The sequence below is a fragment of the Curvivirga sp. genome, assembly GCF_965219885.1.
GTDB lineage: Bacteria > Pseudomonadota > Alphaproteobacteria > UBA8366 > Aestuariispiraceae > Curvivirga.
The window spans coordinates 2,542,944-2,558,237 of the sequence record NZ_CBDCOT010000009.1 but is presented as its reverse complement, the minus strand read 5'-3'; the positions used below and the strand labels follow the sequence as shown (position 1 = coordinate 2,558,237).

Annotated in this window: 14 protein-coding genes; 7 read left to right on the top strand and 7 right to left on the bottom strand. The window is 42.6% G+C overall.

Annotation, left to right across the window (positions count from 1 at the left end):
• Window position 1: 1 nt before the first annotated feature.
• Together ACOQOA_RS17550 and ACOQOA_RS17545 are read right to left on the bottom strand one after the other, a co-directional pair.
• On the bottom strand, window positions 2-1,114 hold the full coding sequence (locus tag ACOQOA_RS17550) for an AI-2E family transporter (RefSeq protein WP_420549893.1): 1,113 nt from the start codon (window positions 1,112-1,114) through the stop codon (window positions 2-4).
• Between the two features lie 26 nt (window positions 1,115-1,140).
• Window positions 1,141-2,349: a DUF2066 domain-containing protein gene (locus ACOQOA_RS17545; RefSeq protein WP_420549892.1), complete on the bottom strand. Its 1,209-nt coding sequence runs from the start codon at window positions 2,347-2,349 to the stop codon at window positions 1,141-1,143.
• A 167-nt stretch (window positions 2,350-2,516) separates the two neighbouring features.
• Here ACOQOA_RS17545 and purM point away from each other — a divergent pair, with 167 nt between their 5' ends.
• Genes purM through ACOQOA_RS17530 form a run of 3 tightly spaced genes read left to right on the top strand, consistent with a single transcriptional unit; the run spans window position 2,517 to window position 4,422 of the window.
• Window positions 2,517-3,590, top strand: a complete 1,074-nt coding sequence (gene purM, locus ACOQOA_RS17540; protein ID WP_420549891.1) for a phosphoribosylformylglycinamidine cyclo-ligase — start codon at window positions 2,517-2,519, stop codon at window positions 3,588-3,590.
• Window positions 3,590-4,243 (top strand): phosphoribosylglycinamide formyltransferase, encoded by a 654-nt coding sequence (purN, locus tag ACOQOA_RS17535; RefSeq protein ID WP_420549890.1) that lies wholly within the window; start codon window positions 3,590-3,592, stop codon window positions 4,241-4,243. The genes purM and purN overlap by 1 nt, the downstream gene beginning before the upstream one ends.
• Window positions 4,244-4,290: 47 nt before the next feature.
• Entirely contained in the window at window positions 4,291-4,422 is a 132-nt protein-coding gene (locus ACOQOA_RS17530; protein WP_420549889.1) for a hypothetical protein, read from the top strand.
• Window positions 4,423-4,479: 57 nt separating this feature from the next.
• Here the strand turns inward: ACOQOA_RS17530 and ACOQOA_RS17525 are convergent, their stop codons facing one another.
• From ACOQOA_RS17525 to ndk, 3 genes are all read right to left on the bottom strand, one after another.
• Complete coding sequence (locus tag ACOQOA_RS17525; protein WP_420549888.1) at window positions 4,480-5,673, bottom strand: MFS transporter; 1,194 nt, start codon at window positions 5,671-5,673, stop codon at window positions 4,480-4,482.
• Window positions 5,674-5,679: 6 nt separating this feature from the next.
• Window positions 5,680-6,501 carry a phytanoyl-CoA dioxygenase family protein gene (locus ACOQOA_RS17520; protein WP_420549887.1) on the bottom strand — a complete coding sequence of 274 codons (822 nt, stop codon included), beginning with the start codon at window positions 6,499-6,501 and terminating at the stop codon, window positions 5,680-5,682.
• Window positions 6,502-6,662: 161 nt separating this feature from the next.
• The gene (gene ndk / locus ACOQOA_RS17515; RefSeq protein ID WP_155155542.1) at window positions 6,663-7,085 is read right to left on the bottom strand and encodes a nucleoside-diphosphate kinase; all 423 of its coding nucleotides are present in this window, start codon (window positions 7,083-7,085) and stop codon (window positions 6,663-6,665) included.
• 258 nt (window positions 7,086-7,343) lie between these two features.
• On the opposite strand from ndk, the gene ACOQOA_RS17510 reads away from it, so the two are divergent.
• Window positions 7,344-9,242: an ABC-F family ATP-binding cassette domain-containing protein gene (locus ACOQOA_RS17510; RefSeq protein ID WP_420549886.1), complete on the top strand. Its 1,899-nt coding sequence runs from the start codon at window positions 7,344-7,346 to the stop codon at window positions 9,240-9,242.
• On the opposite strand, the gene ACOQOA_RS17505 is transcribed toward ACOQOA_RS17510, so the two are convergent.
• Window positions 9,239-9,835 carry a DJ-1/PfpI family protein gene (locus ACOQOA_RS17505; RefSeq protein ID WP_420549885.1) on the bottom strand — a complete coding sequence of 199 codons (597 nt, stop codon included), beginning with the start codon at window positions 9,833-9,835 and terminating at the stop codon, window positions 9,239-9,241. The two genes, ACOQOA_RS17510 and ACOQOA_RS17505, sit on opposite strands and share 4 nt — an antisense overlap.
• A 97-nt stretch (window positions 9,836-9,932) precedes the next feature.
• Complete coding sequence (locus tag ACOQOA_RS17500) at window positions 9,933-11,135, bottom strand: MFS transporter (protein ID WP_420549884.1); 1,203 nt, start codon at window positions 11,133-11,135, stop codon at window positions 9,933-9,935.
• Window positions 11,136-11,339: 204 nt separating this feature from the next.
• Between ACOQOA_RS17500 and ACOQOA_RS17495 the strand changes: the two genes are divergently transcribed.
• The 3 genes from ACOQOA_RS17495 (at window position 11,340) to ACOQOA_RS17485 (ending at window position 15,292) form a co-directional block, all read left to right on the top strand.
• Window positions 11,340-12,338 carry a BMP family lipoprotein gene (locus tag ACOQOA_RS17495; protein ID WP_420549883.1) on the top strand — a complete coding sequence of 333 codons (999 nt, stop codon included), beginning with the start codon at window positions 11,340-11,342 and terminating at the stop codon, window positions 12,336-12,338.
• Window positions 12,339-12,560: 222 nt separating this feature from the next.
• On the top strand, window positions 12,561-14,132 hold the full coding sequence (locus ACOQOA_RS17490; protein WP_420549882.1) for an ABC transporter ATP-binding protein: 1,572 nt from the start codon (window positions 12,561-12,563) through the stop codon (window positions 14,130-14,132).
• Window positions 14,129-15,292, top strand: a complete 1,164-nt coding sequence (locus ACOQOA_RS17485; RefSeq protein ID WP_420549881.1) for an ABC transporter permease — start codon at window positions 14,129-14,131, stop codon at window positions 15,290-15,292. Before ACOQOA_RS17490 ends, ACOQOA_RS17485 begins: the two co-directional genes overlap by 4 nt.
• Window positions 15,293-15,294 lie beyond the last annotated feature (2 nt).

The window sequence follows — 15,294 nt, the reverse complement described above, 5'->3', positions numbered from 1 at the left end:
CCTATTTTTCTTGTTCTTCTTCGTTAGTCGATATGTCATCTGGATGTGTAATATGTGCATCCATATCTTGATAAAGAGGACTAGCCATATATTGCTGAATAGCAAATCTTGCAAGTACTCCTATCACCGCAGTTACGGGTACAGCAATCAAAATCCCAAGGAATCCAAATAGCGCCCCCCCTGCCATCAACGCAAAAATAATCCATACAGGGTGTAATCCCACACGATTACCGATAAGACGTGGTGTTAGAATATACCCTTCAATCACCTGACCTATTGCAAATACTATGGCAACAAAACCAACCATCGCCATGGTATCAAACTGTGCTAATGCGATTCCCATACCTAATGCGAATCCGATCAACATTCCAAAATAAGGAATAAAGGATACCAGACCAGTAAAAAAACCAACCAATAATCCAAAATCCAAACCTAGCAATGCCAAACCAACCGCATAGAAAATACCAAGGGATATGCAGACCATGCTTTGTCCACGAACAAAGCCACCAATAATAGTGTCCATATCACTGAATTGTTTGCGAATAATGGTCTGTTGTTTACGTGGCAACCAACTATCAATTTTCGCCACCATACGATCCCAGTCGCGCAAGAAATAAAAGGCAACGATCGGTGTTAACACCAAGAATGAAATAATATCTGTAACAACGTTAATGCCGCCGATAAAACGCGTAATAATACCGCCAACTGTTTTCATCAGATTGCCGGATGCTCCTAACGTCTTGCGAGAGAGATCTTCAATGGTTTCAATACCTAATGTGTCACGGCCATAGGCGATCAAAGGTACTGCTTTTTCCCAAATTGTATCAACATATCCCGGTAATCTTTGAAGGAAAGTTTGTAATTCACTTACCAATAAAGGTGTACCGATTGCAAAAAAGATAGCCAAAATAACAGTAAAAAAAATGGTAACAATAGTCGTGGATATGGTTCGTGAAAAACCATGTGCTTCCAACCAATCACATACCGGATCTAAAAAGTAGGCAATTGCCATGCCCGCGACGAATGGAACTAAAACCGACCCAAGTATCATGAGTAAGAAAACAAATACGGCAAGACTGCCTACCCAAAAAAAGGATTTTTGCGTTGTGGTCATCTGGTGATTTCCTATCTTATCAAAACTTAACGTTTTATAAGGCTCCAGCCCTGGACATCATCGTTAAAGGCTAAATTATAATTCATTTGCTTCAACGCGGACTGCAATGAATCTGTTCGACCACTATATTCAATCGATACATTTGCCTCATCTACATTGATATTTACGATTTTATATCGTTGTACCATGGTCATGCCATCCAGCATTGAACGAATTCTCAACCATTCATTCAAATTCGCCAAAGGAATATTCATCAACAAACTATTTCCCTGAACATTTGGATCGATCAGGTTTGTTTCTTTCCACCTTTCCTGCAGAGAGGAATAAACCACATCAATTGCTTCGTCGTAAAGTTTCGCATAAGGATTAGTAACTTCAGAAGAAGCATTGTCCATAGATCCAGTTTCCGAAATTCGCTCTATCGTCTCTGCAAAATCATAGATCGTGATATCGTCTGACCATCCTTCAGCAATAATAATATTACTTACAGACATGACAGGTGGTTGTCCGTTTGTAACATCAGCAATATCCGCAATAGTTAAAACAACACCTGTGGCCCCATACTTTGCCGCAATAGACATCAGCTTATCTTGGTCCAAAGCTAATGCATCATCAGATGTGATTTCACTGATATCAGAAATATCGCCCAAGGGTTGTTCAAGGGGAACTAAACCAGGGGACAGATTGCTATTAGCCCAGGCTAAACGCCATTCATTGCTATCTTCCCAAAGTTGATTATTACTACCTTGCGTCATAACAGGCAGCACTAAAAGCGGACGGCTGCGTGTCTCAGAAAAAGCAATACCTCTTTGTTTGAAAAAATTTCTCATTAAATCTGGACGAAAACCAATTTGTATATCTGCCACGTAAAGTCCCGCACCTTGCGACATACGCTCACTTGGAATGTCTGTTGTGTAAACCAGATTTTCCAATTCTTTATCACTAAGAGCTGGCATTTTTCCTTGTTGACGTACAGGCACCAACATCTGAACAAGCTCTTGAAAAGCCTGACGTTTTGCTTTTATGAGCGCTGACTTTTTAGCGGCTACTTCACTATCACCTTGTTCCTGAATAGTCAGGGTTGGCACAAGAAATAATGCATCATCAGCAAGAACTTGATGTTGGCTAGAATAACCAAGAAAAGCGGATACCAACATACTCCCGGATAGAGCTGCATATTTTAATTTCCGTTTCAATTGCTGCTTAGGCAAATGTAGCATTGAAATTTGCGGCATTTTCTGTATTTTCCCGGCTAAGAATTGTTTCACTTAATTACCATTAAGGTATTAATGCAGGTTCTGACTGATTCGTCAAAAGGCTATAAGAGATATATGGCATTTTATTGACGTTTTTCCAAATTGAACTTTTGCATTCTATCGAATTGAAAATAAAGGATACGCCCGTGAGTAACGCTGATAACGCTGAAGGAAAAAATGGCCTCACCTACAAAGATGCAGGTGTTGACATTGATGCAGGTAACTCTCTTGTTGATCGCATCAAGCCTTATGCAAAATCCACCCGTCGTAGCGGCGCTGATTCTTCCCTCGGTGGTTTTGGTGGTTTCTTTGACCCAAAAGCAGCTGGTTATAAAGACCCTTTGATGGTAGCAGCAACAGACGGTGTTGGCACAAAACTAAAAATTGCTTTAGAAACAGGTAAACATGACACTGTCGGTATCGATCTTGTCGCCATGTGCGTAAACGATCTTGTTGTGCAAGGTGCAGAACCTCTTACATTCTTGGATTACTTTGCATGTGGAGCCTTAGATGTAGATGTTGCAGCAGATGTTGTAAAAGGTATTGCCGATGGTTGCCTACAAGCGGGTGCAGCTTTGATTGGTGGCGAGACAGCTGAAATGCCGGGTATGTATAAGTCTGGTGATTATGATCTCGCTGGTTTTTCAGTGGGTGCCGTTGAACGCGATGAGGTGATTGATGGCAGCAAACTGGCTGCTGGCGATGTTTTAATCGGTCTTCCTTCTTCTGGTGTGCATTCCAATGGCTTCTCTTTGGTGCGCAAAATCCTGGAAGTGAATGGTCTAGATTTTAAAGATCCTTGTCCGTTTGATGCTGATAAATCTATCGGCGAGGCTTTATTAGAACCAACTCGTATTTATGTGAAGGCATGCTTGGCAGCTATTAAAGCGGGCGGTGTAAATGCACTTTGTCACGTTACAGGTGGTGGTTTCTATGAAAACCTACCTCGTGTTTATGGTGATGAATTGGCTGCACGCGTAGATCGTACCGCGTGGGATGCACCAAAGGTGTTTGATTGGCTGGCTGAAGCTGGCAATATTACTGCAGAAGAAATGCATTTAACCTTCAACTGCGGTATTGGCATGATCCTGTTTGTAGCTGCGGATAAAGTCGATGCAGTGGAAACTGCGCTGAAATCTGAAGGTGAAACGCCGATCCGCATGGGTGAAGTTATCCAACGTGGCGACGGTCCAGCTGTGATCATTGATGGGTTGAACTAATGACCAAGCTGAAAGTCGCCGTCGCAATTTCTGGTGGCGGCTCCAACCTTCAAGCAATTATTGATGCTTGTTCAAATCCGGATTATCCAGTTGAAATTACAGCTGTAATTTCAAATAAAGCTGATGCTTATGGACTAGAACGTGCAAAACAGGCAGATATTGCAACAAAAGTTATTTCACATAAGGATTATCCTGACCGTGAAAGCTTTGATGCAGACTTACATCAGGCAATACTAGGTTCTGGTGCAGAATTCGTTGTGCTTGCGGGCTTTATGCGAATTTTAACAGATGAGTTCATCAATAAATGGCATGATAAGATGATTAATATTCATCCATCCATGTTACCAAAATTTCGTGGTCTGGACACACATGCACGTGCAATCGAAGCAGGTGAAAGTCATCATGGTGCCACGGTTCACTATGTGCGCGCAGAATTAGATACTGGGCCTCTTATCCTGCAATGTTCAGAAAAAATCCTTGAGAACGATACCGCTTCTGAATTGGCAGCACGTGTTTTAGTGAAGGAACATCAAATTTATCCTCTTGCATTACGCTGGATTGCAGAAGGTAAAGTTAGCATCAAAGATGGTGATGCTTATGTAAATGAGATTAAAGGTCCAATTTTGCTGGACGAAGCACATAAAATCTCTTAAAAAATGTGTAGTTATAAAAATTCTAAACTCTGCTAGGGATGAAGATTATGGATCAAATGGAACATCTAGAAGCATCACGTGATCATGTTGAAACATGGAATAACCTAACAAAACTATTTGTTTGGGGTTCTGTTGCTATCGCACTTGCTTTGGCTGTTATGGGTTTGACTTTGGTTTAAGATATACCCCAAAAATACAGTTTTGAACGGCATCTAATTTTAGATGCCGTTTTTTATTTATGAGCTCTTAACCTGTTGCTTTCTGAGCCAAAGAAAACTCAAAAAACCAACCAACGCCATTATCCCTGTAAAAGTAAGCATTACGTTGTAGCTACTAACACGCCAAATCCAGGCACCAAAGAATGGGGAAAACGCAACCGTAGTCAAATAAGGCATCGCAGCAAGACCTGAAATTGCACCGAAATTTTTACGTCCCAAGATATCTCCAATCACCATTGGCCGTACGATACTCATGACGCCATAGCAGCCTCCCTGCAAGACTACAAAGAAAACCAACATGGATGGTACGCTTTCAGCCCCTAACAGAATGAAAGAGGCCATAAAAATACCAAAAAACGCGAATATCGTTATTTGTAATGCAGAAAGTTTCTTATCTGCAGCCATCATTGCTATACGACCTGCTACCTGCAACGGGCCAAGCATCGAAATGGTTAAAACAGCCGTATCGTGATTAATATTACGTTCATCCAAAATAGGTAATAGATGATTCACAATCATACCATGATTTAACGCGACAATCGCAAAAGTAAGGGCAATCACCCAAAAAAGCGGATTGGCCAATATCTGTTTCACTTTTGGTGGATCAGATATATCTTCGCCATGATGGGCGTGGATTCTATAATCCCTCATAATAGAAGACGTTGCTAACCATAAACATGGCACTGATATCAGTAAGATAAGCGTCGCAAAACAATAACAGGCAAATTGCCATCCACCAATGCTAACCAATGCGGAAATCGTAGAAAATGCAATCGTCCCTGCAAGGCCAGATATCAAGGTGATAACCGTAATTGTCTTTTTCGATTCTGCCCCTAAAAATGCGTTTAAAAACGCAAAACAGGCTTCATAAAGACAGCCTGCCATGGTGATTCCGATTAAAAACCAAACCAGATAAAACTGATAGATATCCTGAATTAAGCTTAACCCAGCTACAAGACATCCCATTGTCATAGCTGAACTAATCAGAAGTTTTCGTCCATGGCCTTTATCAATGATCTTGCCTGCAATTGGTGCCAGCACAGCAGAGGCAACTAACGCCAATGTCAAACCTGCCACAACATCTGTACGGGCCCAATCAAACTTCCTTTCCCATTCCAGCAACAGGGCTGGAAACAAATAAATTGATCCCGCCCATAAAAAAGTTTGCGCAATTGCAAAAAGATAAGCGGGGCGAGAAAGGAAGTTCAACATAACTTATCAGGCCGCCTTTTCTTCCCAAATCACCGGGAATGTGGATGCCGGTAAAGCATCACCAGACTTTAATTTACCTTCTAATTCTGGATAGGGTGGAGATGTCTCCCCTTGGCGATCCATATAATAAGCCCCAGCACCAAGCCAGCGGAAGGCAATCGCGCGACGGCGACCTTTTAACATGGCTGCTGTTGTGCCATGCAAGGTTCTGAAATCAAACAGGACCGCATCCCCCGGCTCACACGCCCATTCACGGATTTCATATTGATCTCTATTTCCATCAATATCAGGGATATGTTCTAGTTCAGATGCATCTTGAACATAAGCAGCGCCATCCAAGAATTTACGAGGGTAAAACAATTTACCCCAGCTATGGGACCCTGCCACAAACTGTACGGTCGCTTCTAATGGCACTGGGTCTAATGCAATCCAGACACTAACGGTTTGAGGACCATCAACACAGTAATAAGGCATATCATGATGCCACGGAGTTGCTTTCGCGGTTCCTGCTTCTTTAATTACTGCATGTTCATGAAAAAGTTGTGCTGTTTTAGACTTCATTGCTTTCGCAGCGATTTCCGCACAATCAGAATTTTGGATAAAGTCTTGATAAGGCTGGATACGTTCCCAGTTACAATAATCATCAAAGAATCGGCCCCCCTCACCTTCACGGATGCTATCCGTTGCAAATTCTCCAGGTGCATCAAGATTTTGAGCCACGCCTTCACGTAGAACGTCTACCCAATCCTTAAATGCGCCTTTCAAGCCCAGAACACCTTCTTTTTGAAAGGTTTCGATTTGCTCTTGTGATAATTTAAAGTCGCTCATTAAAACTTCCCGCCATATATGTATTTTCTTATGCGAAAGTTGTATCAGCAAATTCAATTCGTGAAAAAGAAAAAAGGCATATCCATTTCTGGATATGCCTTATTCCCAAAATTCTAGAATAGGGTTTTCCCTATTCTTCCAAATTCAAATCCAAGCAGGAATTAACCTACGATTTCAGAACCGGAGAAGAAGAATGCGATTTCTTCAGCAGCTGTTTCTGGTGCATCAGAACCGTGAACAGAGTTTGCTTCGATAGATTCAGCATACATCTTACGGATTGTGCCTTCGTCAGCATTTGCTGGGTTTGTTGCACCCATTACTTCGCGGTTTTTCGCGATAGCATCTTCACCTTCAAGAACTTGAACAACAACTGGACCAGATGTCATGAATGCAACCAAGTCGCCGAAGAATGCGCGCTCTTTGTGAACACCGTAGAATGTTTCAGCCATTGCTTGTGTCATGTGGATGCGTTTGGACGCAACAACACGAAGACCAGCTTCTTCCAATTTCGCTGTGATCGCGCCTGTCAAGTTACGACGAGTTGCATCTGGTTTAATGATAGAAAATGTACGTTGCAAAGCCATTTTATAAAGCCTCTGTCTCTTTTAAAAATCCGAGACGCGCCACCTGACGCGCGGTCCAAAAATTCGAAACGCGCTTGCAAGATACTGTAAGCGCGTCGGACGGCCTTATACATAGGATATGTGTTTCACGCAAGTCCTTTCGCATCGCAACAAGAAATTGTGATCAAACTGTCACATTCTACATCTTCTATCCTCTAAATAGTTGAAAGCATATTGATCCCTCTTTGCATTCCTGAAATCACATGGTAAAGCCCCGACATGCTTACTATTTCTGATCTTACTTATCGTATCGGCGGACGTATCTTAATTGAAGATGCGTCAGTCCAAATCCCTGATGGTCACCGTGTCGCACTTGTTGGACGTAACGGAACGGGAAAATCTACCCTGTTAAAACTGATTTCGGGCCAAATACAGTTGGATTCGGGTGATATCTCCGTTGGGAATCATCAAACGATAGGCCTACTTGCCCAAGAAGAACCAGAAGGTGATGATACACTTGTCGAGATAGTTTTGTCTGCAGATAAGGAACGAACCGCCCTTTTGACAGAATCGGAAACAGCGACAGATCCACAGCGTATTGCCGAGATTCATGAACGCCTAGCGGATATCGATGCGCATACAGCCCCTGCCCGCGCAGCTTCGATTCTCGCTGGCCTTGGTTTTTCAGAAGAAGATCAACAACGTAGCCTTGATACTTTCTCCGGTGGATGGCGGATGCGTGTAGCATTAGCCGCTATTCTTTTTTCCTCGCCAGATATTCTATTACTTGATGAGCCCACCAACCATTTGGATTTGGAAGCAGCGCTTTGGCTTGAAAATTATCTAATGGGTTATCCAAAGACCTTACTTATTGTTTCCCATGACCGGGATTTTCTAAATAAGGTTCCACAACATATCCTGCATTTGGACAACACACGTATGACCCTTTACACAGGGAATTATGATCAGTTTGAAAATGCACGTCGTGAAGCCATGGAGTTGCAAAAGGCAGCTGCAGCAAAACAAGCGGAACAGCGCGCCCATATGCAGGCTTTCGTTGACCGTTTCCGATATAAAGCGTCTAAAGCGCGTCAGGCTCAAAGCCGTTTAAAAATGCTGGAGAAAATGGAGCCTATTGCACAGATTAATGAAGATCGTGCGGTGACCTTTACACTCCCACAACCAGAGGAACTTCCGCCTCCGGTTCTTGCATTGGAAAATGTAGAAATTGGCTACGGTGAAAAAGTTATTCTGCGCAATTTGAACATGCGCCTTGATATGGATGATCGTGTGGCACTACTAGGTGCCAATGGTAATGGTAAAACAACCTTGTTGCGTTTCCTTGGTAATCGCCTTGAAACATTGGGTGGTGAATATCGTAAATCGAACAAACTGGAAGTTGGCTATTTCGCCCAAAATCAATTGGATGAGATGGATGGCAGCATAACGCCTATAACACTCATCCAAAACAATCGCCCTCAATGGAATGATCAACAGATTCGTACACATTTAGGTGGTTTTGGATTTGGCGAAGATAAAGTCAAAACGCGTATTGCAGACTTATCAGGTGGTGAAAAAGCAAGACTGGCGCTTTCCGTGATTTGTTTGTCGCAACCACATATTTTACTGCTTGATGAACCGACCAACCATTTGGATATGGATAGCCGCGCAGCCCTTATTCAGGCTATTGCAGCCTATAAAGGCGCGGTCATTCTTGTTAGCCATGATAGCTATCTGGTCAACGCTTGTGCAGATCGTTTGTGGCTGGTTGCCGACGGTACCTGCAAACGTTTTGAGGGCGATCTTGCAGAATATGAACAACTTCTTCTGGAACAACGTCGCGAAGAACGTCGTGCACAAAAGGCCACAAAACGTGCTGAAGCTGCAGAAGACAAACCTCTAGCCAATAAAAAAGATGATCGCAAGGCACGTGCGGAAGCACGCGCAGCAACAGCAGAATTACGCAAGAAGATTAAACAAATCGACACACGTCTTGATCATTTACGAAAAGACCTTGCAGAAATTCATGAAAAACTAGCAGATCCAAATGCCTATGATGGATCAACAGCAGATATGTTGGCTCTGTCACAAAAATCTGCAGCCCTTCAGTCAGAAATTGAGACGAAGGAAATGGAATGGTTGGAGTTATCTGAGGAATTAGAAGAAGCAATGTCCTAAATATAGGCTAAAACGGCTTTTAAGCTACGTTCCACTGTTTCTTCTTTTTCACCGACTGGTGCGACATAGTGAATAGCTTCACTTGCAGCCTTTTCACCAGCTCTTTTGCATAAAGCCCAAGTCGCTAAATATTGCGACGCCACACAACCACCAGAAGTCGCCACATTGTCTTTTGCAAAAAAGGGTTGATTTAAAACTTCAACACCAGCTTCAATTACCCATGGCTTGGTGGTTAAATCTGTACAGGCTGGTACATTCGTCAATAAACCGAGCTTTGCCAACATTAATGTGCCAGAACATTGCGCCCCAATTAGTTGTGTTTCGGGGTTCAAGGAAAGTCTGTTCATCACATCAGGATCTTGGGCAATATCACGCGTATAGATACCGCTACCAAACAAAACGATATCAGCTTCATTTGCATATTCTAATTGTTGTTGAGCTTCTATGGTCACACCATTCATAGAAGTAATATGAGTGCTAGGTGCAGTTATATTTACCTGCCATCCCTCACCTTTCATACGGTTGAGGATACCCAGCGCAATAAACGAATCCAGTTCGTTAAATCCATCAAATGTTAAAATGGAAACTTTCATAAATCTTCACTCCCTCAAAACAGGCTTCTATTTTAAAAGAGGAATTACGAAGATTTTAGGTCCAGTTTAAGGTAATTTCAGGGCCAGATTTTACGGCTTAAATACCTAACTCTCTTGCTTTTTTTCCGGTAAAGACAAGTACAACGCCAGCTGTGAGTGAAATCCCCATCATAATCCAGAAAACATGCCCTGCGACCGCTGTATCATACAACCAACTCGACACTGTCATAAATAGCCCAATAAGAATACCCATCGCCAAACCGTCATAAAAAGTTTGAGCCGAAGCCGTTAACTCATCTGGTACATGACGAGAAATATAGTTTGTGATTGAGAGATGGGTAGCCGCAAATGTAAAGGCATGCAGGACTTGTACAATAATCAAAACCACAGTGTCAGTTGTTGCCCCTAGCGTAAACCAACGAATAGTTCCACCTATAACCGCCAACCACAACAAACCACGCAAACCAACCTTTTTTAATAAGATGGCACCAAAAGCAAAAAGAATCACTTCTGCAGTCACCCCTTCCGCCCAAAGAAAACCAATCATATCACTTGATAAACCTGCATTTGCCCAATGCTGAGTCGCAATCGCATAAAGCGCACCATGACTAGATTGTAAAAGGGCCGCAGCCATCACAAACCCCATCAGACCCGGGATTTTAACCACATCGAATAAAGCAATACGCCGTCCCGCTTTTTGACGAGGACGTAAATCCGGTAAAGGCAAAACTGCAATGACAACAATCCCACCAAAAATCATAAGCAAGGTCGGGATATGATCAATGGATTTACCAGCTAAATATACGCCGGCAATACTGGATACGACGATAAAGGCAATCGATCCGAATAATCTGGCAGGGCCATAATTTAAGAAACCACGTCTCGCTGCGGTAATAGCCAATCCATCTATCATGGGAATCATGCTGGTTTGTAGTGGCCCGACAATGAACCAAACAATCAACATCGGCCAAAAACTATCGGTCTGGGCAAAAATCCAAAAACCGATAAGGTTGGTAATCGCAAGGAACAAAATCCAATATTTTCGATGACCTGTTGCATCCGCCAATGTACCTACGGCAAGCCCAAATACAACTTTACTGATGAAAGCAGAACTTAAAATCAGACCGACGTCGCCGTCGCTAATTCCATGGCTTTTCATCCATAAAGGTAGAAAGGGTAAAACGATCCCAAAGCAGGCAAAATGGGCGATAAAGAAACCAGAAAACACAAATTGTCCGCGGGTTTTAGAAATTTCAACGGTCATAAAAACAGATGCCAATCCATTATAAATATAGTTCAATTGCCCCACTCATCCTCTCTATACGCCAGAAAGGATTTCATTGAAAAGCAAAAACTTTATTGCGGAATCTATTTGGCTGTCTCGCTATTCATGCTATAGAAGTTTTTGGAATAAGGGCTGGAAACATAGAAATCTATGCTTTATACAGCTCGCCCAGTTTATAAATTAAGAGTTAACAATAAATATTCTGATAAGGGGAATGTAATGAAAACCTTCTTCCGTGCTGTCAGTGTTGCAGCTTTGGTATTCGGTATTCAAACAGCAAATGCTGAAGAGTTTAAACCAGCTGTCGTATTCGACATGGGTGGTAAGTTTGATAAATCCTTCAACGAAGGCGTTTATAACGGTGTGGAACGTTTCAAAACTGAAACAGGCGAGAAATATCGTGAGTTTGAAGTAACAAACGAAACACAACGTGAGCAAGCAATCCGTAAAATGGCACAACGTGGATCCAACCCAGTTCTAGGTATTGGTTTCGCGCAAGCTGATGCGATTTCCAAAGTTGCGGCTGAATATCCTGATACAGATTTTGCCATCATTGACATGGTTGTTGATCAACCAAACGTACAATCTGTTGTATTTAAAGAACATGAAGGCTCTTTCCTTGTTGGTCTATTGGCTGCAATGAAGTCTGAAACAGGTAAAGTTGGTTTCATCGGTGGTATGGATATTCCATTGATCCGTCGTTTTGCTTGTGGTTTTGAACAAGGTGCAAAATTCGCAAACCCAAATATCGAAGTGATCCAAAACATGACAGGTACAACACCTGCTGCTTGGAACGATCCGGGTAAAGGTTCTGAATTGACACGCGCACAATTTGACCAAGGCGTTGACGTGGTATTCGCGGCAGCTGGTGGTACAGGTGTTGGTGTTCTTCAAACAGCTGCTGATGAAGGCAAATATTCCATCGGCGTTGATTCCAACCAAAACCATTTACACCCTGGTTCTGTATTAACATCTATGTTGAAACGCGTTGATGTTGCAGCTTACCAAGTTTTCAAATCCGCTAAAGAAGGTACATTTGAGCCTGGCTTTAACGTATATGGTTTGGCTGAAGGTGGTGTAGGCTGGTCTTTGGACGAACATAACAAAGATCTAATCACAGCAGAAATGAAAGAAGCGGCTGACTTGGCAGAAGCGGATATCATTGCTGGTGCAATCAATGTACATGACTATATGTCTGATAGTACTTGCACATACTAAGTCTGTGTTTCTAGCCATTTAGATGGCGGACATGTGTAACGGGGGCATTCGCCCCCGTTATTTTGTTAGAGTTTCACATAAAATAGTGGGAAAAGGCAATTTACTACCCCTCTATTTTTTTCTAACCTGTCCTTAATTGAACATTTGACAATCCTGACCAGTTGGTCAAGATTTCATATTTACGTCAAATCAAACGAAAATATTGGTCGGATCATAATACTTATGACAAATCAATCTTCCCCTTCTACAGTGGGTACAGCTATCGAATTAAATGGTATCAGCAAGGCTTTTGGGCCCGTGCAAGCCAATAGCGATGTGAACCTGTCTGTTCCCAAAGGCACCATCCACGGAATTATCGGTGAAAATGGTGCAGGTAAATCCACATTGATGAGTATCCTTTATGGCTTTTATGAAGCTGATAGCGGCGAAGTTTTTGTGAATGAGAAAAAAGTCAACATTCGTAATTCCAATGATGCAATTGCAACCGGCATTGGCATGGTTCATCAGCATTTCATGTTGGTTGATACTTTTTCCGTTCTTGAAAATGTAATGTTAGGTGCAGAATCCGGGGAAGTCTTAAAAGACAGTATTGAGAAGGCTGAAACGGAACTCACACGTCTTGAAAAAGAATATGGCCTTCATGTGCCAATGCATAGTTTGATTGAGGACCTTCCAGTTGGTCAGCAACAACGTGTGGAGATTCTGAAAGCACTTTATCGCGGTGCTGAAATCCTGATTTTGGACGAACCAACTGGCGTTTTAACACCTCAGGAAACAGATCAGTTATTTAAAATTCTTGAAGCCCTTCGGGATCAGGGCGTAACTGTTATTTTAATCACGCATAAGCTTCGCGAAATCATGGCAATCACTGATAATGTTTCCGTCATGCGTCACGGCACAATGGTTGCCCATCGCAAGACGTCTGAGACAGATCGTGAAGAATTGGCTGAGCTTATGGTGGGACGTAAAGTTCGTACAAAAGCCGATAAACAAAAAGCACAACCAAAAGAAACAAAGTTAAAGGTCGAAAACCTATCCGTCTTTGATCAGTTTAATGTTGCACGTGTCGATAACGTTTCTCTTGATCTTCGTGCTGGTGAAATTGTGGGTATTGCAGGTGTATCTGGCAACGGACAAAGCGAATTATTAGAAGCTTTATCCGGTATTGAGGCCGTTTCCAAAGGATCCTTTACACTTGGCGACATCACCATTGATGCGGATAATCCAAAAAATGCAAAGGAAATGCGCGACCTTGGCCTTGCACATGTTCCAGAAGATCGTTTGCATTTAGGTTTGGTTCCTTCTTTTTCCGCCCATGAATCCTCTATCCTTGGTTATCATCGTGATAAAGAATTTAACGGCCCAATCCTTTCCAAGGTTGGTAATATCGTAAATTATTGTGCACGTATTATGAACGATTTTGATGTACGTCCACAGGACCCAAGTTTGAAATCTGCCAATTTCTCTGGTGGTAATCAGCAAAAACTCATCTTAGCCCGCGAAATGGACCGCAATCCCCCTATTCTGCTTGTTGGGCAACCAACCCGTGGTGTGGATATCGGGGCGATTGAATTCATTCATCAACAAATCATTGCTATGCGGGATGCCGGATGTGCTGTTTTGCTCGTCTCTGTAGAACTTGAAGAGATCATGTCCCTGGCAGATCGTATCTTGGTAATGTTTGAAGGTCGCGTTGTTGGCGAAATCGAAGCTGACAAAGCGGATGAGAAGATTTTAGGTCTAATGATGGCAAATGCCCATAAGACATCTCCAGATGGGGAGATCACAGCATGAGTGATACAACCATGACAGAAGAAAAACCAAAAAAGAAAATCGGCATGGCGAAACCTCCTCTTCCAGCTTGGATGGATTATGGTGTCTTGCCTTTGGTGAATATTTTATTCGCCTTATTCATTTCAGGTATTATTATCTGGTTGATCGGTATTAACCCGTTTGAAGCCTTGGAATGGTTGATTATTGGCTCCTTAGGTGGGTCTTACGAGTTGGGTTATACCCTATACTATACGACAAACTTTATCTTTACAGGCCTTGCTGTTGCGATCGCTTTTCATGCGAATTTGTTCAATATTGGTGGTGAAGGACAAGCATATATCGGTGGTTTAGGCGTCGGTTTATTAATCCTTGCCGTTGATCAATATTTGCCATTTTGGATGATATTGCCATTGGCGATTATGGCAAGTGCTGCTTTTGGGGCTGCTTGGGCGTCCGTACCTGCATACTTACAAGCCTATCGCGGTAGTCATATTGTTATTACCACAATTATGTTCAACTTTATCGCCTCTGCCTTGATGACATATCTTCTGGTAGATGTGATGCGTGGCAAAGGTCAAATGTCACCAGAGTCACGTGAATTTGCCGAAGCTGGTCATCTACCATTCATGCATGAATTTATGGCGAATTTTGGTTTTGATCTGGCCTCCACCCCTTTGAACGTAACCTTCTTCTGGGCGTTAACCTGCTGTGTGTTCCTATGGTTATTTATCTGGCGCACACGCTGGGGTTATGAATTACGTAGTGTTGGTGCAAATGAACCCGCTGCCGTTTATGCGGGTGTGAACCCACGTCGTATTGTCATGATGGCAATGTTGATTTCCGGCGGTCTGGCTGGTTTTGTTGGTATGAACGAAATCATGGGCGTACATCATAAAATCTTGTTGAACTTTGTATCTGGTTACGGGTTCACTGGTATCGCGGTATCTCTTATGGGACGTAACCATCCTGTTGGTATTATCCTCGCGAGCTTGTTATTCGGTATTCTTTATCAAGGTGGGGCAGAACTTGCCTTTGAATATTCTGAATTTACACGTGAAATGGTTGTAACAATTCAAGGCCTGATCATCCTCTTCTGCGGAGCCTTGGCCTATATGACCAAACCATTTGTGGCGAATATTTATTACGCGATCACGTTATCGAAAAACGGTAAGGAGGCTTAATT